The organism is Streptomyces sp. NBC_01017 (assembly GCF_045162795.1).
In the GTDB taxonomy this organism is placed as follows: Bacteria; Actinomycetota; Actinomycetes; order Streptomycetales; family Streptomycetaceae; genus Streptomyces; species Streptomyces machairae.
Window position 1 is genome coordinate 10,776,253 of record NZ_CP108683.1, and the last position, 19,045, is coordinate 10,795,297.

At 66.1% G+C, this 19,045-nt stretch carries 17 protein-coding genes and 4 pseudogenes; 11 read left to right on the top strand and 10 right to left on the bottom strand.

Annotation, left to right across the window (positions count from 1 at the left end; translation table 11 throughout):
- Positions 1–78 precede the first annotated feature (78 nt).
- Positions 79–489: a hypothetical protein gene (locus tag OG331_RS49325; RefSeq protein ID WP_406191317.1), complete on the bottom strand. Its 411-nt coding sequence runs from the start codon at positions 487–489 to the stop codon at positions 79–81.
- Positions 490–1,184: 695 nt separating this feature from the next.
- On the opposite strand from OG331_RS49325, the gene OG331_RS49330 reads away from it, so the two are divergent.
- On the top strand, positions 1,185–2,381 hold the full coding sequence (locus OG331_RS49330; RefSeq protein WP_406191315.1) for a S8 family serine peptidase: 1,197 nt from the start codon (positions 1,185–1,187) through the stop codon (positions 2,379–2,381).
- 146 nt (positions 2,382–2,527) lie between these two features.
- Here OG331_RS49330 and OG331_RS49335 read toward each other — a convergent pair.
- The 3 genes and pseudogenes from OG331_RS49335 to OG331_RS49345 all read right to left on the bottom strand — a co-directional run.
- Positions 2,528–2,821, bottom strand: a pseudogene (locus OG331_RS49335) (phosphotyrosine protein phosphatase); the annotation flags it as partial.
- A gap of 52 nt (positions 2,822–2,873) precedes the next feature.
- Positions 2,874–4,181, bottom strand: coding sequence for an ABC transporter substrate-binding protein (locus tag OG331_RS49340; protein ID WP_406191313.1), 1,308 nt, complete (start codon positions 4,179–4,181; stop codon positions 2,874–2,876).
- A 361-nt stretch (positions 4,182–4,542) separates the two neighbouring features.
- A complete protein-coding gene (locus OG331_RS49345) occupies positions 4,543–4,857 on the bottom strand; it encodes an ABC transporter substrate-binding protein (RefSeq protein WP_406191311.1) in 315 nt (104 codons plus the stop codon).
- A 223-nt stretch (positions 4,858–5,080) separates the two neighbouring features.
- On the opposite strand from OG331_RS49345, the gene OG331_RS49350 reads away from it, so the two are divergent.
- The gene (locus OG331_RS49350) at positions 5,081–5,305 is read left to right on the top strand and encodes a hypothetical protein (protein WP_406191309.1); all 225 of its coding nucleotides are present in this window, start codon (positions 5,081–5,083) and stop codon (positions 5,303–5,305) included.
- Positions 5,306–5,420: 115 nt separating this feature from the next.
- On the opposite strand, the gene OG331_RS49355 is transcribed toward OG331_RS49350, so the two are convergent.
- Positions 5,421–5,819: a hypothetical protein gene (locus tag OG331_RS49355; RefSeq protein WP_406191307.1), complete on the bottom strand. Its 399-nt coding sequence runs from the start codon at positions 5,817–5,819 to the stop codon at positions 5,421–5,423.
- A 483-nt stretch (positions 5,820–6,302) separates the two neighbouring features.
- Complete coding sequence (locus OG331_RS49360) at positions 6,303–6,734, bottom strand: hypothetical protein (RefSeq protein WP_406191305.1); 432 nt, start codon at positions 6,732–6,734, stop codon at positions 6,303–6,305.
- A 210-nt stretch (positions 6,735–6,944) separates the two neighbouring features.
- On the opposite strand from OG331_RS49360, the gene OG331_RS49365 reads away from it, so the two are divergent.
- From OG331_RS49365 to OG331_RS49380, 4 genes and pseudogenes are all read left to right on the top strand, one after another.
- Positions 6,945–7,175, top strand: coding sequence for a cold-shock protein (locus OG331_RS49365; RefSeq protein ID WP_406191303.1), 231 nt, complete (start codon positions 6,945–6,947; stop codon positions 7,173–7,175).
- Positions 7,176–7,485: 310 nt separating this feature from the next.
- A pseudogene (locus OG331_RS49370) lies at positions 7,486–7,677 on the top strand (transposase family protein); the annotation flags it as partial.
- Positions 7,678–7,723: 46 nt separating this feature from the next.
- Positions 7,724–8,494, top strand: coding sequence for an ISAs1 family transposase (locus OG331_RS49375; RefSeq protein ID WP_406210844.1), 771 nt, complete (start codon positions 7,724–7,726; stop codon positions 8,492–8,494).
- 356 nt (positions 8,495–8,850) lie between these two features.
- On the top strand, positions 8,851–9,192 hold the full coding sequence (locus tag OG331_RS49380) for a hypothetical protein (RefSeq protein WP_406191301.1): 342 nt from the start codon (positions 8,851–8,853) through the stop codon (positions 9,190–9,192).
- 1,150 nt (positions 9,193–10,342) lie between these two features.
- On the opposite strand, the gene OG331_RS49385 is transcribed toward OG331_RS49380, so the two are convergent.
- Positions 10,343–10,762 carry a hypothetical protein gene (locus OG331_RS49385; RefSeq protein WP_406210901.1) on the bottom strand — a complete coding sequence of 140 codons (420 nt, stop codon included), beginning with the start codon at positions 10,760–10,762 and terminating at the stop codon, positions 10,343–10,345.
- A 137-nt stretch (positions 10,763–10,899) separates the two neighbouring features.
- Positions 10,900–11,598 (bottom strand): annotated as a pseudogene (locus OG331_RS49390) (ISAs1 family transposase); the annotation flags it as partial.
- A gap of 457 nt (positions 11,599–12,055) precedes the next feature.
- Here OG331_RS49390 and OG331_RS49395 point away from each other — a divergent pair.
- The 3 genes from OG331_RS49395 to OG331_RS49405 all read left to right on the top strand — a co-directional run bounded on the left by OG331_RS49395 (position 12,056) and on the right by OG331_RS49405 (position 14,698).
- Complete coding sequence (locus OG331_RS49395; protein ID WP_406190674.1) at positions 12,056–12,598, top strand: winged helix-turn-helix domain-containing protein; 543 nt, start codon at positions 12,056–12,058, stop codon at positions 12,596–12,598.
- Positions 12,523–13,125, top strand: a complete 603-nt coding sequence (locus tag OG331_RS49400; protein WP_406191299.1) for a transposase — start codon at positions 12,523–12,525, stop codon at positions 13,123–13,125. Before OG331_RS49395 ends, OG331_RS49400 begins: the two co-directional genes overlap by 76 nt.
- A 145-nt stretch (positions 13,126–13,270) precedes the next feature.
- Positions 13,271–14,698 (top strand): IS1380 family transposase, encoded by a 1,428-nt coding sequence (locus tag OG331_RS49405; protein WP_406191297.1) that lies wholly within the window; start codon positions 13,271–13,273, stop codon positions 14,696–14,698.
- 651 nt (positions 14,699–15,349) lie between these two features.
- Here OG331_RS49405 and OG331_RS49410 read toward each other — a convergent pair.
- Complete coding sequence (locus tag OG331_RS49410) at positions 15,350–15,571, bottom strand: hypothetical protein (protein ID WP_406191295.1); 222 nt, start codon at positions 15,569–15,571, stop codon at positions 15,350–15,352.
- 169 nt (positions 15,572–15,740) lie between these two features.
- Between OG331_RS49410 and OG331_RS49415 the strand changes: the two are divergent.
- Positions 15,741–16,151 (top strand): annotated as a pseudogene (locus tag OG331_RS49415) (transposase); the annotation flags it as partial.
- 493 nt (positions 16,152–16,644) lie between these two features.
- Here OG331_RS49415 and OG331_RS49420 read toward each other — a convergent pair.
- The gene (locus OG331_RS49420; protein WP_406191293.1) at positions 16,645–17,652 is read right to left on the bottom strand and encodes a hypothetical protein; all 1,008 of its coding nucleotides are present in this window, start codon (positions 17,650–17,652) and stop codon (positions 16,645–16,647) included.
- A gap of 165 nt (positions 17,653–17,817) precedes the next feature.
- On the opposite strand from OG331_RS49420, the gene OG331_RS49425 reads away from it, so the two are divergent.
- Positions 17,818–18,735: an RNA-guided endonuclease TnpB family protein gene (locus OG331_RS49425; RefSeq protein ID WP_406191291.1), complete on the top strand. Its 918-nt coding sequence runs from the start codon at positions 17,818–17,820 to the stop codon at positions 18,733–18,735.
- The last annotated feature ends 310 nt before the right edge of the window (positions 18,736–19,045 follow it).

Consider the following 19,045-nt stretch of genomic DNA (forward strand, 5'->3'; position numbering starts at 1 on the left):
GAGAGCCCGGGGGCAAGTCCCCTCGGCTGCTCGGCAGGTGCACGTCGAGGCCCGCAGGCACGGCCATGTCCATGGCGGTCAGTACTTTCTTGACCTCCACTGTCCGGTGGCGGCGGTGGAGGTCACCGACGACGTGTCATCAGCGATGTTGAAGGCGGCGAACAGGCTGGTGATGTCGTGCCGCAGACAGTTGTGGGTGCGCCGTTCTGGCATGCCCGGCAGCACCGGCTGTGACCGGGTCCAGCGCCTGGATCTGTGGGCTTCATCCACGCCTAACATCAGCGCCTTCTCCGGCGGGTTGCGATGGAGGCCGACGACGTCGACGACCTTCTCCACGAACTGCGGGTAGGTGGAGAGGGAGAATGAGTCCTGCAGGTGTGGTTTCTTCCAGATCCGGACGATGGTGGACTTCGACAGTCCGGTGCGGGCGGCCATCGAGGCACGCGCCCAGGGGGTGTCTTTGCCCGGCGCGGACACCAGGGTCGCCACGGTGACGTCCTCGACCTGGTTGAGCAGGGTCGAGGGCAGCGAACCGGTGCGCGGTTCGTCCTGCAGGCCGTCGAGGTGATCGGCAACGAAACGGCCCGCTCTTCGCCCGCCTCGACCAGCGCACCGGTTGGGCCCGTTCGTCCGACTAGGTCCAGATGTCCGACGCTCGTGCGGCCGGGCACGTGCCTCCCAGGCCGCGGCCCCATGGGGACCAGATGCAGGCCCCGTACCCTCCCATCGAGCTCATCGGGGGACACACTCTGTGCAAGTACACGAATCAGGGTGAGGTGAGCGAAGCGGAAGCTCAACACCCAGATCATTCAAGCCGATTCGATACCTGCGAGTTCTTCTCTGACTGCTGCGCCTCCTCACGGCGCCCACGTTTTCCGCAGGGCTTTCACGCTCGGCGCGCGCAGCGCGCGCGTCTGCCCTGCCCGTCCGGTTCGACACGGGGACGCAGGGAAGGTTCACGTTTTCTCGACGGAAGCCCCATACATGCGAAGGAGAGCCGGGCGTGTCGCGGCGGGGCCCGGTTCTGTCCGGTTCCCGCGTTGACCCGCGGCTGATCGGGTCGCGAGTGCATGGAATCCACTGCATGAGCACATCAATGAGTCACGGCTTTCGCCGCAGATCACCGGAGATTTTGCGGTTGAACACTCAACCCCCCACAAAGACCGGCGAGGAGACCCCTCTTCATGGCAACTCACAAGCGCTCGAACCGGATCCGGCTCACCGCCGTCACCGTCGCGGCCGCCGCGGCAGGCGTCACGCTGCTGAACCCGTTCTCCGCCGGCGCCGCGGCGCCCGCCGAGGGCAAGATCTACGGAGCGAACGCCGACGGCGCCGTCGCGGGCAGCTTCATCGTCATGCTCGACCAGCAGGCCGACAAGCAGGAGTTGGCCAACGAGTACGGCGGCACACTGAAGCGCACCTACCGCTCCGCCATCAACGGCTTCTCGGCCGGCGGCCTTTCACAGACCGAGGCCAAGCGCCTGGCCGCCGACCCGGCCGTCGCCAAGGTCGTGCAGAACAAGAAGTTCACCATCAACGCGGAGCAGCAGAACCCGCCCTCATGGGGCCTGGACCGCATCGACCAGGCCGACACCGCCGGAGACAGCAAATACACCTACCCCGACTCCGCCGGCGAGGGCGTCACCGCCTACGTGATCGACACCGGCGTCCGCATCTCGCACAAGGACTTCGAAGGCCGCGCCACGCACGGCTTCGACGCGATCGACAACGACGACAGCGCCGACGACGGCAACGGTCACGGCACCCACGTCGCCGGCACCATAGCCGGTGCCACGTACGGCATCGCCAAGAAGGCGAAGATCGTTGCCGTGAGAGTCCTCGACGACAACGGCTCCGGCACCACGGAGCAGGTCGTCGCCGGCATCGACTGGGTCACCCAGCACCACCAGGGGCCCTCCGTCGCCAACATGAGCCTGGGCGGCGGCGCCGACGAGGCCCTCGATGAGGCCGTTCGCAAGGCCATCGCCGCGGGCGTCACCTTCGCTGTCGCAGCCGGCAACGACTCCGCCGACGCCGGCAAGGGCTCCCCGGCCCGCGTCAAGGAGGCCCTCACCGTCGCCTCGTCCACCAAGGACGACGCCCAGTCCGACTTCTCCAACTTCGGTGAGGTAGTGGACATCTACGCGCCGGGCTCGGACATCACCTCCGCGTGGAACGACAGCGACGAGGGCACCAAGGTCCTCTCCGGCACCTCGATGGCCACCCCCCATGTCGTCGGCGCCGCCGCGGTCTACCTCGCCGGCCACAAGGACGCTACCCCGGCGGACGTCGCCACCGCCCTGACCAAGAGCGCCACCCCCGACAAGATCACCAGCCCAGGCGCGGGCACACCCAACAAGCTCCTGAAGATCACCGAGTAACACCCCCTCGCACCCGCCGCGCCCCGAGGCAGACCACGGCCCGCACGGCGCGGCGGGTGGCACGAGCCGTGGGCCGACCAGGCAAAAACTCGTCGCAGCCCAATCGGCCGCAACTCCAGCTCGTGGGGTCCGCCTTCTCCCGAACAGTCGACGCCCTTGCCCGCCGGGTCCTGAGCGGAGCCCTGGCTATAACCTGCAGTAGGCGAGGTACTTCTTGCCGGGGAGGATGGGGCAGGCGTCGTCGCAGCCTGTGGTGATGGCGTAGTCGGACGCCTGGTCGGCTTCGGTGGTGAGGATCTTCGGTCTGGCCGCGGAGATGTCGATGCCGACCTCGTTCATGGCTTCGACGGCGGCCGGGTTGACCTGGTCGCTGGGGATGGAGTCGGCGGAGCGGACCTGATCCGGTCGCCCGCGAGATGGGAGAGGAATCCGGCGGCCATCACTCCCCGGTCGTCAGGAGGAGGCAATCCTGGCGGTGCGAGCACTGCAGGGTCAGGGTCTGGGGATGCCGTTGGCGGGGGGCTGGGGGGACGTAGCGGTGTGGGGTTGCACGGGGCCGTCTGCGCCGTCGGTGGTCATGGGCTTGCCCTGCAGCACGATGGCATTGCCCTTGATGACGCCGATCTGGGTGCCGGTGTAGCCGGCGTGCGAGGTGCGGTTGTAGCGCAGCGGGGTCACTCCCGGCCCGGGGAAGTCGCCCTTTTTTAGGGTGTCCACGAGTGATTGTCGGGTTAGGTCTCTGCCTGTTTGCTGCAGTACTTGGACGAATAGGTACGCGGTCAGTACGCCGAGCTCGGTGTACCGGCTCAGGGGCTGTGCCGGCAGATAGCGGCTGTGGATCATTCTCACTAGCTGGATCCACTTGTTCGAGGTGTCGGTGAGTGGCGGCAGATAGTTGTCCGTGATGATTCCTTGGATAAGGGGGTTGGCGCCGCTGGACGTGCCGTTGTGGGGGGCGGCGGACTCGAGGAGGTCGGACAGGGTTGTCGGATCGGATCCGGAGTAGTTGACCACCAGCTTCGCGGTGTTGCCGGACTTCTGTTGGGCCAGGCGCAGCAGGACCGTATGACTGGGGACGGAGAAGCTGACGATGACGTCGGCTCTGGCTCTGGCGATCGCCTGCATCTGCTCGGAGACGTCGTTGAAGCCGGGCTGGTAGCTCTCGCGGGCGACCACTGATGAACGCGGGATGACCTTGTCCAGGCCTGCGACGCCGCTCCTGCCCAGATCGTCGTCCTGGTAGAAGTAGGCCACCTTCTTTCCGGGGAAGGTCTTGTTGACGTGGTCGCCGAGAATCTTGCCCTCCCTGGTGTAATCCGTCTGCAGGGCAAAGGTGTAGGGAAGTTTTTTCGGATTGTTCCAGCAGGGGCAGCCGGAGGCCGGGAACAGGTCAGGGACGTTCTCGGCATTGAGATAGTCGACGACTGCCCGGTGGGTAGCGGTACCCAACCCTGAGAAGAGGGCGAATATCTTGTCCTGTTCCACCAGCCTGCGCACCACCTGGGTGGCGTTGTCCGGGCTGTAGGCGTCGTCCCGGTAATTGAAGTAGATCTTGCGGCCGTGGATGCCCCCGTTGGCGTTGACATAGTCAAAATATGCCCTGGCTGCCGGTGCGAAGTGGCTGAAGCCGGCAGACGCCGGCCCGGTCAGCGGCTGATGGCTGCCGATCGTGATCGCGGTGTCGGTGATGCCGGGTGCGGAGTCCTCGTTGCTGACCTCTGCCGGAGAACTGCAGCCCGCGACGACGAGGAGGAGGGCCGCCAGGGCAGCCAGGCCTGGGATGCGTAGAAGCCTGTTCATGCGATCTCCACGGCTTATGTCAGCCGACGCGAGCGTCGTCCAGCCGGGCCAGCTGGGCTCGCGGCCGCCGCTGCCCTCGTGGCCGTGGCGTGCAATCCCGTGCGAACAGCTGCAGTCACGCTCACACCATTACCGTCCTCCCCCCGCACAGCAACCGCAAATCGCCCCCAACGTCGCATCCGCGTCAGGCCCTGCCCGCCGGGCGAGTCAGGGTCGGTTTGGCATGCTCAAGAAAGCTGAGCCAGGCGGCAGCAGCGAGGTCGGCACATGTCCCGGCCAGGTCACACGTCGGCCCGCCGGCGGCGCAGACAATCCGACGCCGTCTCGTCCACACCAAGATCATCTCATCCCTGACCAGGAGTTACGGGACAAGCCTTAGTCTGCGTACCACCTTCATGGTGTTGTTCGGACGGTAGGCGTCGTCCCGGTACGTGAAGATGATCTTTCGGCCGTGGACACCGCCGTTCGCGTTGACATGGTCGAAGTACGCCTTGGCCGCAGGCGCTACACGGCCGAAGCCGGGGGCCACCGGGCCGGTCAACGGTTGGTGGCTGCCGATCGTGACGGTCGTGTCGGTTACTCCCGGTGTCGCGGACTCGTCGCTGGGACGGCTGCACGCCGCCGCGGCGACGAGTAGGAATGCCAGTGCGCAGGCGAGCCACGAACGCCTTGCCATGATGCCTCTCCTCGGCAGATGCTCGGCAGCCGGTGGGCCTGACAACACCACCGTGCTCCCACACAACGGGCCGGGCAAGTTCTGACGTCCTGCGACGTGACGGACTGTTTCAGGCTGCCGGTGCCGGCATCGGTCACGGTGATGGTCACGGGCTGGTTGTCTGCCTCGGCCGTCGGCGTGAGTGAACCACCCAGCAGCCCTTTCGTTGCACGGATGCCTGGCGATGACGGTCCGGATCCGGCAACTCCTCCAACAAGGGTGCCAGTTCGTGGTGGCCACATATTCGTCGATCCTGCTGGCCATGCCCGGCGCACGGATCCTGCAGATCGAAAGGGGCGGCACCATCGAGCAGGTGGAATATGAGCAGGCCGAACCTGTCGCTTTGACCGGCGCGTTCGTCAACCGCCCTGACCGCTTCCTGGACCGCATGTTCGCCGAGGATGCGTAGACCAGCCACTTCGACGGCGCTCCCTGCCCGGACAGGGCCCAAGTTCGCCGCTGGAGGTGAGCCGGACCTGCTGGATGAACCTGCCGTGAGCGAGGGGTCAACGGGCAGTCGGCGATCAGGAGTTCCTGGCTTCGAGTTCTCCGTGAATGAGCATGGTGATGATCGCTTCGAGGTCACGGGCTATGGGATCGCTATCGGGTCGCTCACCGCCGCCGGGCAACGGGTCGATGTGATCGCGGACAACCATAAGCAGTGAAATGATCATCTCGGCGTCGATCGTCCGCATCTGGCCTTTCAGCGCCATGCTGTCGATGGAGCTGGCCAGGAGGAGGATCGCTTCAAGAGCATTGGACGTGCTGACTACGTGCCTGCGGCTTGCCTCAGGCAGGGGCTTTTGCTGGGCTGAGGCGGCTACGAGTGCGCGTGCCACCTTGCGTAGCCGGTTCTGAGGTGATGAGGCCAGGCCACCTCCGAAATGGTCATTTTCCATTGCGCGCCTCGGCCCCAGCTGCATCGGCAATCTCCATGCTCAGGCTCGAAGTCATTTCTTTCCCCTCCATCAGGAGAGTCACTTGCGTGCGCGACATCCTGCTCCAGTAGATGCCCCCAGTTCGCCGATCCGGCTCTCCGCGTCTCCTTGCACTGAAAATACCGTCTCAGCCACCTCCGGAGACATTTCTGCCCCCCGGACCTTCAAATCTCCACGTCCATGACACGGGCTCATGCTTCCAAAAAGATCAGCTGCGTCCCGGCGCCTCACCTCTCCCAGCACACCACACCGCGCAGCTGCTGCAACCCGAAGGTCAGTCGTGCCCCTGTACCCAGCCGTTCCCTCACACCACGCTGGCTTTGTGACACTTGTATTCGTCAGAACCGATCCAAGCCAGGGCCGAGCTGGTTGAGGATGAAGCCACCGGCAGAGCTCGGCGAGGAAGGCGAGCAATGCTCAGATCATGTGGACGCCATCGTGCTTTGAGACACCTTCACTGTAATGAGGTTAACCCGCCTGCTGCTCCTCAGGCCAAGAGAAAAGAAAGTACTCTTTCGCGAGTCGATCCAGCGGTATGAAATCGATAATTCCGCATGCCGTCAAGACCTTCACACAGTGCCCGGATGTGTCGTCGTGAAGCTTCTCCACTATGGAGATGCGTTCTTTCTCATCCCTGTCGTGGGGTGCATACGATTCCCAAACCTGCCCTGCAGCGGCCAGAACGTACACGTCACTGAAGGCGTAGGCTGTGCATGCCACAGCGAGGGCTGCCCTATCCGGGAGGCCGTCTTCCTGCAGGAGACGTCGCCTGTACTCGTTCACCAGCTCTGCGGCACGGTACGGGCCAACGATTGCGTCAATGCTGTACAGCATCACAAACATCTGTCTGCACTGCGCTGCCCTCTCTCGGTCCTTAGGAGTTGTCATCCTGCTAGCCACCGAAGCAGGGTTGGTTTTCCATGATCCGGTATGGCGGCCTTGCGCTGTAGGGCTGGCAAGGCAGCTATCCCCACCCATCACGTTGCCTCTTTGGCCGCCCGAAGGAGATGGGTGCAGTCGACTCCTAGGTATTCACTTAAGGAGCGTCAGCGCCCGGTGGTGACCGTTTCAGTCATTCCGGTTCAATGGATACTCGGCACGGAGAAGTAAATGTCAGAAGTAGTAACTGGTACGGTCAAGTGGTTTAACAGCGAAAAGGGCTTCGGGTTCATTGCGCCGGATGCCAAGGGTCCCGATGTTTTCGTTCACTACAGCGCCATCAACGGGCACGGTTACAAGAGCCTCGCTGAGGCGGACCGGGTGAGCTACGAGCGCAAGCAGGGCGACAAGGGGCCGCAGGCCGTGAACGTGACTGTCCTGCCCGTAAAGCCGAGGCTCTAAATACGGCAGCTGCAGATAGCTCTGCCTGTGCTCATCGTGGCTGGCCTCGATCCTTCAGCGAGGTTCGAGCCAGGGCTGATGTGTTCTCAGCTGGCGAGATGAGCTGATCGCCTGTGTACGGGCCGCTGCGTGCGGTTCGCCCGGTTCGGCAACGAGAGACGCGACCCCTGATGATCAAGGTTGTCGAAGCCTTTGATCACGAACAGGGGTCGCGTTCGCGTGCCATCTTTCCTGATCGGTGTCCTGCAGCCACTGCGAGGACATCGACTCTGCCTGCCCGGATCCGCAGCAGTTCACCTCCCTGGCCGAAGTGCTGGGGCGGATACCCGATCCCCGCCGGGTCCGGGGCCGCCGCTACCGCCTGGGCTCCCTGCTTGGGCTGTGCCTGGTCGCCGTCCTCGGCGGAGCCACGTCCCTGGCCGCCATCGCCCGCTTCGCCGCCGATACCGACTACGGCCTGCGCGAACAACTCGGGCTGACCTCCAGCACGCCGAACGCCTCCACACCGGGACGCCTCCCCGGCCCTGAACGGCGACGCCCTGGCCGGCCTGGCCGTCGACGGCACGGCCGTGCGCGGATCCCGCGCCGACGGCACGGCCGTCCACCTGCTCACCGCCGCGTTCCACGCCTGCCAGACCGTGATCGCCCAGCGCCGGATCACCGCGAAGAGCAACGACATACCCGCCCTCGCCCCACTGCTGGACCGGATCGACCTGCGCGGCGCCGTCGTCACCGCCGATGCGATGCACACCCAGCGCGCCCACGCCGAGCACGTCATGGCCGCCGGCGGCCACTACGTCCTGGTGGTCAACGGGAACCAGAAGAAGCTCCGCAAGCAGCTGCAGCGCCTGCCCTGGAAGCAGATTCCCCTGCAGGCCCGCACCACCGGTGCCGGGCACGGCCGCCGCGAGGTCCGCCGTCTGAAGGTCTGCACCGTCCGTCCCGGCCTACTCTTCCCGCACGCCGTCCAGGCCATGGAGGTCAAGCGCCGCCGCACCCACCGCAAGACCGGCAAGGCCGAAACGAAGACCGTCCACGCCATCACCAGCCTCCCGCCCGAACAGGCCAGCCCGACACAACTCGCCGAACTCGTCCAGAATCACTGGTCAGTTGAGGCCCTGCACCACGGCAGAGACGTGACGTTCGGCCAGGACGCCTCGCGCATACGCACCGGCTCCGCACCCCGCGCCATGGCCACCCTGCACAACCTGGCCATCGGACTCATGCGCCAAGCAGGCTGGACCAACATCGCCGCCACAGCCGATCACTACCGGTCACGCCCCCAGCACGCAACAGCCATGCCCCGACTCACAACCTGAGAACGCATCGCCCTTGAGGTTCGAGCTCTGATCGACTCGGCGGTTCGCCTGTAATGTTCTCGTGTCCGTCGAGGTGGGCCGTCGAGTGACGCTGCGGGCGCGCCGGGTTCCACGGGCCCGGAATGTTGCGGGTGTCTTCCGTTCTGGTCTTCGTCGGGGCTGGTGCCGGTCGTCAGGCGACAGCACCGACGGATTCCGCCAACGAGTAATCGAAACGGAATGGGGGCGGTGCCATGATCGCGGATCTGTGCACGACAGTCTGGCTGGCACGCACGACAGCCTCGACGCCCTGATCGGTGCAGCAAAGTTTGCCGAACGAGAGGGTCGCCCCGGCTGCTGGCTGACAGACCCGCCCGGTGACGGCAACCTGTCGGGCTCGGGATCTGCGTCACCCTCGCCCTGCCTTCGACGCGCTGCACTCGGTCAAGGCGAACGTCTCCTGGCTGGTCGAGACCAAGAAGGCCCACTCCATCGCCGTGATCAAGACCAACCAGCCGACCGCCCACAGCCAGCTCGCGGCCCTGCCCCGGCGGGACATCGCCGTCCAGCACCACCGCCTCCGCCTGCGGACACGGCAGGCGCGAGTCCCGCTCGATCAAGACCTGCGCCGTCGCGGACGGACTCGACGGAATCGCCTTTCCCCGCGCACGCCTGGCCATCGGCGTCCACCGCCGCCGCAAGCCCACCGGCCGGCGTGAGCCGTGAGAGTGTCTACGCCGTCACCAGCCTCGACGCCCACCAAGCCGGCCCCTCCGACCTGGCCACTGCGATGCGCGGGCACTGGGGAGTGGAGAACTCCTCGCACCACAGAGCCCTGGCCGGGCCAGAGCTCAAGCGTCCCGTCCATGAAGATGCAATTCCGGCCCGTTTCTACCTCGTTTCGGCATCGCTCTGGTCTGGAAGAGGCCGCGGCGCGAGACCGAGTGCCGTGGATGTATGAGGAGACGACTCCCGCTTCGATGCGGGCCCGTGGACTATGCCGTGCGGCAGATTTCATTGCCGAGTCAGACGGAGAGAGCGACGCTGAACTCACCCACGAACAATGACCAATCGAACATTTCGGAAAATTTTAATGCACAAATAAATTTAAATATCCCGGCTTGAAATCATCTATGGTGGCAGATTAGTCGATAGGGTTGCGGCAGGTGCAGAAGAAACCTGAAAGGAAAACGTGATGCGTCGGATCATCGCTGGGGCCGCAGTCGCAGCGGCAGTCATTTTCGGTTCAGCCGTACCGGCCGTGGCGGCACCCCCGGTCGGTCTCGAATCTTCTGATCGGACTTTCACCGCCTATGCGGGAGACCCCTATACTGCCCTCATTGGGGCCCGGAAAATGATGAATGATTACGGGTCTGAAATTAGTGGAGGCTGTGAAGAAATCGAGAGTAAGGACGCGTGGATGAAGCGCCCTGGAATTGTACCCAACACCTGGATCTATACAGGGGTCGCCACTGTGAAAGCCCAGTGCTGGGAGTAACCTCTTCCTGGCTCCTGGTGTGACGGTCCGCCGAGCCATCCGGCAGACTGTACCGAGTCTCAGCTTTCCAGATGTTTCTGTCTGGAGGTCCGTGTCGGTGTCACCCCTGCGTGGGTTGTGCTTCGGTGTCCTGACGGCGGTCTCCCGTTTCCTTTTGCCGCTGGTGCGGCAGGCTCGCGCCATCTGCCCGTCCGCCCCGGCCGGTGTTTGGGCCGGGGTGTTGGCGACGGGTCTCACGGTCGGCTCCACGGGGTTTCGACACGCGGGGCGTGTCCTGGTCTCCGGCCACTCCGGTACCTGTCGTGCGGGCCGCCGCGAGGGCGGCCAGGTTGCGGGCTGCGTTCTCGTCCCGGTCGATGGCCAGGGCGGCTTCAGGTTCCCGGTAGGAGTGGGCTGTCGGTGATGCCCCAGATCCAGATGGCGTGTTCGGGTGCGTCCCGGATCGCTCGGGTGGTCTTGGCGATGTTGTCCGCTCCCAGCAGCCGCAGCCTGCCGATGGCCAGATTCCGCAAGGCCGCCATCGCTCGCGGCGCGCTGCCGGTGTGGACGGTGGAGGCGTCCTCGACGAACACCACATCTCTGACATGGTGGCTGGAATTCTCGATTCCCCAGTGCCCGCGGACGTATCCGCCCAGGTCAGCAGGGCTGGCCTGGTGGGTATCGAGGCTGGTGACGGCGTAGACCGTCTCCCGGGTCTGCCGCTTGCCGCTGTCCCGGCGGCGCCCGTGGATACACAAGGCCAGCCGTGCTTCCGGAAAAGCGATCCCGCCCAGGTTCGCCGCGATAGCCATCGCCTCGACCGAGCGGGACTCCCGCCGCCCGTGCCCGTCCCGGAGACGGTGTGCGCTATCGGCACCTGCTCCCATGGCAGGGCTTTGACCTGGGCGGACGCGGTCGGCTGGTTTCCTTTGATCACGGCGATGCAGTGGGCTTTCTTCTCCTCCACCAGCCAGCGCACCTGGTCCTTGACACTGTGCAGGGCGTCGAAGGTGACCACGGCACCGGCCAGATCGAGGGTTCCAGCAGCGGCCGTCTCGTTGGTCTTGGCCCCCACCTCCCGCTGGGCCAGGGTGACGGTGGGGGCGTGGGTGACGGCGGACAACAGGGGCCGGTGGCGCTGCTGTCGGTGCGCGGAGCCGGACAGCGCCTTGCCGTCCACCGCGATCGCCGGCCGCGGCACCGAGCCGGTGCCGCCGACATCGGTGTGGTCGTGTTCGGCCAGGTAGGCGCCGATCACGGCGTCCAGGGCATCGCCGTCGAGGGCGGCCAGGAGCCGGGTGAGGGTGGCATGGGATGGGGCGCGTCGACGTCCGGGCAGGTGGCGGCGGATGCCGAGCTGTTCCAGCACCGTGGTGCTGGCGCGCTGTCCCCACTCGGTGATCTCAGTGATGGTCCGGGCGCCGGAGACGACTGCGCAGGCGCAGATCAGCAGCAAGCCGGCCAGGGGATACCACCGCCCGCGACGCGAACGGGGGTCGGGGAGGCGCTGGAGGTGGGTGCGCAGACGGCCGGTGTCGCACTGGTGAAAGGGGGCCCAGTTTCGCCAGGACGGCAGGGATCGTGGAGGACGGAGCGGCAGGCACGGGACCTCGATGTGATCAGCAGGCGTAGACACCCTGATGATCACCGGTCTCGTGCCTATGCTGTTGCCCCGTCAACTCCCACCCCACGCGGACGATCCACTCGATCCCGGAACTTGCAACCGCCCTGGTCGATGACCAGGCTGCAGAGATCGCAGGTGAAGACTCGGACGTGCAGCGGCAGTTTGGCTTTCGTCGCGCCGCAGTCCGAGCAGGTTTTGAGCTGGGGTACCAGCGGTCGGCCACGATGGTGGGACACGCGTTGCGTCGGCCCTTGTAGAGCAGTTGGCAGCGGACCTTTTCCGAACCCGGCATCGGCGACGTGGCGGGCGAGCCGCCGGTTGCGGAGCATTCCGGCGGCGTTGAGGTCTTCGACCACGACCGTGCCGTACTAGTGACGGCGTGTCAGTCCGGCAGGGTGTCGGTCCACCGCAAGTACTCAGCTTGAACTCGTAGACGCCGAGAGGGCGTGACGGTCCTTGATCCCTGCGGTATGGCAGGTTCATGCGGTATGCGCAGAGGGGCGGGTATACGCCTGCCGAGCAGGAACGACGTGAACAACTGCGGCTGAAGGCCGCTGAGTTATTTGAGCAGGGCGAGAGTTCTGGTGCGGTCGCGGCGGAGTTACGGGTAGCGCCGCGCACTGTGCGGCTGTGGCGTCAGCGGTGGCGCGAGGGCGGGGTGCAGGCCCTGCGTTCCAGGGGACCGGTGTCGCCGGAGCGTCTGTCGGCGCGGCAGTTCGCGCGTCTGGAAGCAGAACTGCGGCGCGGCCCGCCGGCGCACGGATTCGCCGACGACCAGCGGTGGACGCTGAAGCGGATCAAGGCGCTGATCGGGCGGCTGTTCCATGTGGGCTACACGGTGCAGGGCGTGTGGAAGCTGATGCGGCGCCACGGCTGGTCGTGCCAGGTCCCGGTGCGCCGGGCCGTCGAGCGGGACGAGGAGGCCATCGAGGTGTGGAAGCAGGAGGTGTGGCCGCAGGTAAAACCAGTGCGGCGGACCTGGGCGCCTACATCTGCTTCGAGGACGAGGCGGGGCAGGGCCTGAGGCCGCCGAAGGGCCGCACATGGGCCCCGCGCGGGGCACGGCCCGTGGTGAGGGTGCGTGGCAGAGGTTCCGGCCGGGTCAACGTGGCCGGCGCGGTCTGCTTCCGCCCCGGCGAGCGCCCGCACTTCTTCTACCGGCTGCACGTCTGTCACGGGCGCAAGGGCGAGCCCAAGAGCTTCGCCTGGCACGAGTACCGCGAACTGATCCTCGCCGTTCACCAGCAGCTGCACGCGCCGCTCGTGTGGTGCTGGGACAACCTGAACGTGCACCTGTGTGCACAGATGAAGGAGTTCGCCGACGAACACCAGGAGTGGCTGCGTGTGGTCCAGATGCCCGCGTATGCACCCGAGCTGAACCCCACCGAGGGCGTCTGGTCACTCCTGAAACGCTCCATCGCCAACTTCGTCGCCGCCGGCCTGGGCGGCCTCGTCCGCATCGTCAAGCGCAAGCTCAAGAAGATCCAGTACCGGCCCGACCTGATCAACGGCTGCCTCACCGAGACCGGCCTGGTGATCGAACCACCGTGATCCACCAGCTGGCGTCTACGAGTTCAACCCCGGCTCTTCAGCGGAATTGGTCGATCTGACGCCCTGACGGCAGAAAGGTGCCGCCGACCTGCAAGGATGCGAGTGTCTAGATCGAATCCGGCGCAGGAGTCAGGGCACCTTTCTGGTGAGTGAGCGTACAGGGTGGGACCGCGGTCTGTCTGTGACGGCCGACGGGAAAGGGCTGGTCGGGCATGCCGGGGCAGTGCTGTTGCGCAGGCTCGCCGACCGCGTGGGCCTGACCGACGCACTGGCGGGAGTGCTTCCATCGGGCACGACCTCGTCGTGGCGGGACCGGGCCACCGCGCTCGTCGGCCTCGTCGTCGCGATCACGCTCGGCGCCACGAATCTGCTGGAGGCCGAGCAACTCCAGCTCCACCACGGCCCGCTGTTCGGACCGGCAGTGTCGGACTCCACGCTGCACCGGCTGCTGTCCACGACGGACGAGACGACGCGCGCGCAGATCGCGAAGGTACGACAGCGGGTGCGTCGCCACGTCTGGACGCTGCTGCACCTGCGGCCCGGCGGCTTCCCGTATCTGACCGTCGCGGGGCGGCATCTGAAGGGCTGGATCGTGCTCGACATGGACGCCACGGTCATCACCGCGGCCTCCAGGAAACAGGGCGCCGCCGGCACGTTCAAGGGCACCTTCGGCTTCCACCCGTTGGCCGCGTGGCTGGCCAACACCGACGAGTGCCTGGCGATGGAGCTGAGGGAGGGCAACGCCGGCGCGAACACCGTCGCCGATCACCTGCGGGTGCTGGATGCCGCGCTCGCGCAGATACCCCGCTCCTCCCAGGCCAAGATCCTGGTGCGGGTCGACGGCGCCGGTGCCACGCACGGCCTGCTCAAGCGCCTTCAGGCGCTGAACACCACGCGGCGCACGGTCCGCTACACCGTCGGCTGGACGATCACGCCCGAGGACGAACGCGCCATCGCCCGCCTCCCCGAAGCCGCCTGGGAAACCTCCCTGCGACAGGACGGCGAGGTCCAAGAGGGCTACTTCGTCGCCGAGTTGACCGGGTTGAACACTCGTGAGGGCTGGCCCAAGGGCATGCGGCTGATCGTCCGCCGCGTCAAGCCCTCCCGCCGGCACCTGGGGAAGCTGACGGCGTTTGAGCAGAAGACCGGCTGGCGCTACTCGATCACTGCAACGAACATCCGGCACATGGGTCACATCGCCGGCACCCACCAAGTGCAGTTCCTCGACGTCCTCCACCGCGATCACGCCGAGGTCGAAGACCGCGTGCGCACCAACAAGGCGATGGGACTGGCGAACCTGCCGTCCAAGTCCTGGGAAACGAACGCGAGCTGGATGCTCACCGCGAACCTCGCCGCCGATCTCGACGCCTGGATGCGGCTGCTGGCCCTCCACGACCAAGCGGACCTCGCCGACGCCGAGCCGGACACGATCCGCTTCCGCCTCTACCACCTGCCCGCCCGCCTCGCCCACCACGCACGCCGCCGCCACCTGCGCATCGAACGGACCTGGCCCTGGGCCGAGACATTCACGACCAGCTGGAAGCGGATCAACAACCTGACGGTCGCCACCTGACGACCAGCCCCTTGCCCCAACGCACACCGAGAGGAGGAAGGCCAGCAGCCTCCGGGTCCGTGGAACCCGGCGCACCCCGCAGCGAGACGCGACGGCCCACCCTCACACGGCGAGGGACATTACGGGCGAACCACCAGGCCACTCAACGACCAAACCCCACCGAAGAATCGAGGTCAAGCTGAGTATCCAGGATCAATACCCACGTTGCTGGACACGACTCGCGCCCAGCGTTGCCCCGCTCGGAGGAATAGACCAATCACTTTTGCTCTTCCCTCTTGGTAATTGCTGGAGGGGGCAGGGTCGTGGGGCAGGCTCCGCCGTCCTGTCTTCGTCCGGCCCGATTCACTGCTGTTGGCGTCAGACATCGGCCGAAGGAATCGCAGTTGAGACGCTTTTGAAGACTGTTCAGGCACCTGCAAGCGCTCCGGTAATCGGCATCGGGGTGTTCCATTGCAATTCCCCACTTCGAGGAGACGGGTAAACCGAAGGTAGAGGCGATGAGGCTGTTTACGCAGGGCCTATCGGGATCCCGAAAGGGCACCGCTGGAATACCACCAGGGCGATTGCAAAGATCGCGACATAGGAGCGGGCGCCGAACCGGAAGAAGCTGCGCTGCCGGCTCAAATCCCTTCTCTGGAAGGACATCCCGCTTCAGTGACGCACCCGGGGCATCGGCCACGGCCATTCAGGGATCCGCCGGATCAAGGTCGCCACCGTGAACAGCCCCCGGGGGCCCGGCGGGCCGTCCAGATCAAGCGCCGGCGCACCGACCTCAAGACCGGCAAGACCGCCGTCAAGACGGTCTACGCCGTCACCAACCTGACCACCGAGCAGGCCACCGCGTCCCAGGTCGCCGAACTCGTCCGCGACCACTGGAAGATCGGATGGCGTCCCTTGTTGTGGTGTAGCCGATCAAGGTGCGGGCGTGCGCGGGCGGGTGCTCGGGGCGCACTTCTGTTGGTGCCTGCCGCTCCCTGACGCGAGGCGGGCCATCACGTAACTCTCCTTGGTGAACGCCCAGTTCAACCATGAGGAGTACGCGATGGCCCTGTCCCAGTCTGACCTGATACGGCTGCTGGAGTCACTACGCTCGTCTGATGGAATCGAGCTTGTCCGCAGTGTGGCCGAGCGGATGCTGCAGGAACTGATCGAGGCCGAGGTGAGCGCGCACATCGGTGCCGGCTGGAACGAGCACACCGCATCACGGACGGCCTTACGCAACGGCCACCGGGACAAGACCCTGACCACGCCAGCCGGCGACCTGGACCTGGAGATTCCCAAGCTCCGGACCGGCAGCTTCTTCCCCAGCCTGCTGGAACGCCGGCGGCGTATAGATCAGGCTCTGTATGCCGTGATCATGGAGGCCTACGTTCACGGGGTCTCCACCCGCTCGGTCGATGACCTGGTCAAGGCCCTGGGCGGGGACAGCGGGATGAGGCGCCCCGATGTTTCCGGACAGCAATCCAGCGCGCCTTCGGTGCGCGATGCAGGATGAAAGGGCTCAGTGAGCGCAACCGGGGCTGGCTGGGGCGGTGCCCGCACGGCCGCGATCCCCAGGTCGAGCTGATGACGCTGGTCGAAACGGGCACCCGGGCCGTGATCGCAGCGGTCTTCGGCCTCACTCGGCCAGGTGAGGCCTGGCAGGCGGGGTATCAGGGTCGGTCCGGTGTATCGGCTCGTGGTGGCCAGCGCCCGAACCGGTGATCATCCTTGGGTCAACGTGGTGGCGCGGTCCCGGAGGCGGGGTGGTCGTGTTCTTTCCCTTCAAGTGCGCGGCGGCTGCCCCGCGACTGACTGCGACTTTATATGCGGTCAACGCTGCGAACTGCGACGTGGCTGCTGCTGGTTGTCAGCGCTGATCGTCGTTGAGCACTCTTGCACGGCCCGGAGACGGCCCCGGGTGAACCGGTGCTGTCTCCGGGCCCGTCCGGGCTCGGATCCTCATCTCATCTCGGGTTCTGCGAGCTGTGCAGGTCAAACAGCTGCTCGCGGAGGTTGCGCTCCTCTTCAGTCGGGTGTTCTCCGCCCGTCAGAGCCTCAACCCACCTCCGCGCAACACGCCACTTGGGAGGTACGCTGCCCGTCTCCCAGTTGCCAACGCTTGATCCGAAACCGACGTCCCACTGGCTCAGCCCCCTGTAGTTTCGTAGGCGCTTCATGCAAGCGATGAAGGTTTCGTCGCTCCCTATTTTGAAACCTGTGACGGGTTGGTGCACGGGTTGGTGCTTCTGCTTTTTGCGTGTCGGGGCTGAAGTTTGGGCCTGCCGGTTGTCTTGCTTTCCCTTTGTAGTGGGGTGCGGCTTTGAGGGCGCCGGCCCGGCCGGGTCTGACACCGCTGGGTATGCCTGCTGAGCCGTGTGGGCATGGTGGGCCGGTTGCGTGACTTCGTAATCGTCCTGAGGCCGCTCTTCGACCCAGGTCCACGCATTTGCCGGGTAAGTGGGCGGCTGACCGGTGGGTGCGGGCTGTTGCGGGAGGGAGTTGGGTGCCCCTGTGTGGCCGGGATACTGAACGTACTGGGGGGCATGGGCTCCGGAGCCCGCCGCAGGGCGCCCGGGGGCCGGGTACGGGACCGTGTGGCCCTGCCGGACCGCCGGCATCTGATAGCTGTCGCTGAGACATACGTCCTGTAGCCAGTCGTTCCAGACGGCCGGGTCGTTTTCGGTGACGGACACGCCCTGACTGGCCCCCTGAACGCCAGGGGAGTACCAGGCTGCCGTCTGCAGCCAGTCGATGACGTTCTGGGTGGGCATGCCCCATTGGGCAGCGATAGCGTCCACGGTGGCCGTGACGGCCCCGCTCCTGCAGGCCTTGATGAGCGCGCCCAGCTGCTGCTCATCCTCATCGGTCCACATCTCCACCGCAAACCTCCCTGCTTGCACGCCCGCTCCCCGGTCGAGTCGGGCCACCGTGTCCGAACCGTAGTTGCGCGCGCTACGCTCCTCGGTGCCCATGTAGACAGCAGGGCGGGCACAGATCGCCTCCAGCCGCCGCCGGCCGCCCACCTCATTCCGCCCGCGACATGTCGGCACCGGCAGCCGTCCTTACTGACCCGGCCCACCACTGCCCCCTGCTTCCGCGACGGACCCGCGCTCTGGAACGGTGCTTTCTCAATCCCGATGTCGGCCGATCGCCCGCCGGAGCCGTCCACATGCAAGCTCGGCCGCCTCATCGAGGCGGGGAGCGCGCGGATCAAGTCCGCGACCGTCGGGCAGGAGGCCGAACGCTGGTTCGTCTCCTTCATCGTGGAAGTCCAGCGCGCGGAGCGTACGCCCACCCGGCCGGATGCGGTGATCGGCGTCGATCTCGGGGTGAAGACCCTCGCGGTGTTCTCCGACGGGCGCCCGGCCACCGAGAACCCGAAGCACCTGGCCGAAGCACAGCGGAAGCTGGGCCGCCTGTCCCGTACGGTCTCCCGCCGCCGAGGGCCCGACCGGCGCACCGGACAGCAGCCCTCGAACCGGTGGAAGCGCGCCGACGCCCAGCGCAACCGCGTGCACCACCGCGTCACCGCGCTGCGCCGGGACGGCATACACAAGCTCACCACCTCCCTGGCTGGGGAGTACGGCACCGTGGTGGTGGAAGACCTCAACGTCGCCGGCATGGTGAAGAACCGGAAGTCGGCTCGCTCGATCGCGGATACCGGGTTCGGTGAGATCCGCCGGCAACTCGCCTACAAGACCGCCTGGAACAGCGGACGGCTCGAAGTCGCCGACCGCTGGTTCCCCAGCTCGAAAACGTGCAGTGCCTGCGGCAACGTGAAACCCAAGCTGCCGCTGCGGGTACGCACCTACATCTGCGAAGACTGCGGATTGGTCCTGGACCGGGATGAGAATGCCGCACTCAACCTCGCCGCACTCGTGAAGCGACACGTCGCCGGGAGTGGCCCGGAGACAGTAAACGGACGTGGAGCCGACCGTAAGACCCCGCCTGGCCGGGCAGGTGGCCATGAAGCGTCTACCCCGCACCGGGCGACCCCTGCCCGGGTAAGACGGGGACCTTCGTCCAGTAATGGGCGAATCACTGCGATTCACTGAGAATCCAGCGAACGGCAGTGCACACGGCCCTGACGTTCCTGAGGGCTGAGGACTGCGGGCGGCGTTCGAGCGGCGCAGGGCCTTGATGCTGCCCGGCCCGTCCTTGAGTGACCACCTGACGTGTGCCTCGTGGAAGTGGTAGGCGGCCTCGTCGTAACCGCCCACGGCGTCGCGCCGGTTGTCGGCCTGGGCCAGCGCGCTCTGCCTCGGTCAGCCGCATGGGGGCCTTGCGACTGCGTGACAGCCCGCCGTCGCTGCTCCGCAACTCGCACCACCGACACACGTACGGCTGGCGGATAGGCTGGCCTGG

Bases quoted from the DNA above. Each gene is read 5' to 3' on its own strand.
- OG331_RS49420 (WP_406191293.1), bottom strand. From the start codon at position 17,652: ATGGGCACCGAGGAGCGTAGCGCGCGCAACTACGGTTCGGACACGGTG.
- OG331_RS49340 (WP_406191313.1), bottom strand. From the start codon at position 4,181: ATGAACAGGCTTCTACGCATCCCAGGCCTGGCTGCCCTGGCGGCCCTC.
- OG331_RS49365 (WP_406191303.1), top strand. From the start codon at position 6,945: ATGTCAGAAGTAGTAACTGGTACGGTCAAGTGGTTTAACAGCGAAAAG.
- OG331_RS49395 (WP_406190674.1), top strand. From the start codon at position 12,056: ATGCGGTATGCGCAGAGGGGCGGGTATACGCCTGCCGAGCAGGAACGA.
- OG331_RS49330 (WP_406191315.1), top strand. From the start codon at position 1,185: ATGGCAACTCACAAGCGCTCGAACCGGATCCGGCTCACCGCCGTCACC.
- OG331_RS49355 (WP_406191307.1), bottom strand. From the start codon at position 5,819: ATGCAGCTGGGGCCGAGGCGCGCAATGGAAAATGACCATTTCGGAGGT.
- OG331_RS49350 (WP_406191309.1), top strand. From the start codon at position 5,081: ATGACGGTCCGGATCCGGCAACTCCTCCAACAAGGGTGCCAGTTCGTG.
- OG331_RS49385 (WP_406210901.1), bottom strand. From the start codon at position 10,762: ATGGCTATCGCGGCGAACCTGGGCGGGATCGCTTTTCCGGAAGCACGG.
- OG331_RS49345 (WP_406191311.1), bottom strand. From the start codon at position 4,857: ATGGCAAGGCGTTCGTGGCTCGCCTGCGCACTGGCATTCCTACTCGTC.
- OG331_RS49425 (WP_406191291.1), top strand. From the start codon at position 17,818: ATGTCGGCCGATCGCCCGCCGGAGCCGTCCACATGCAAGCTCGGCCGC.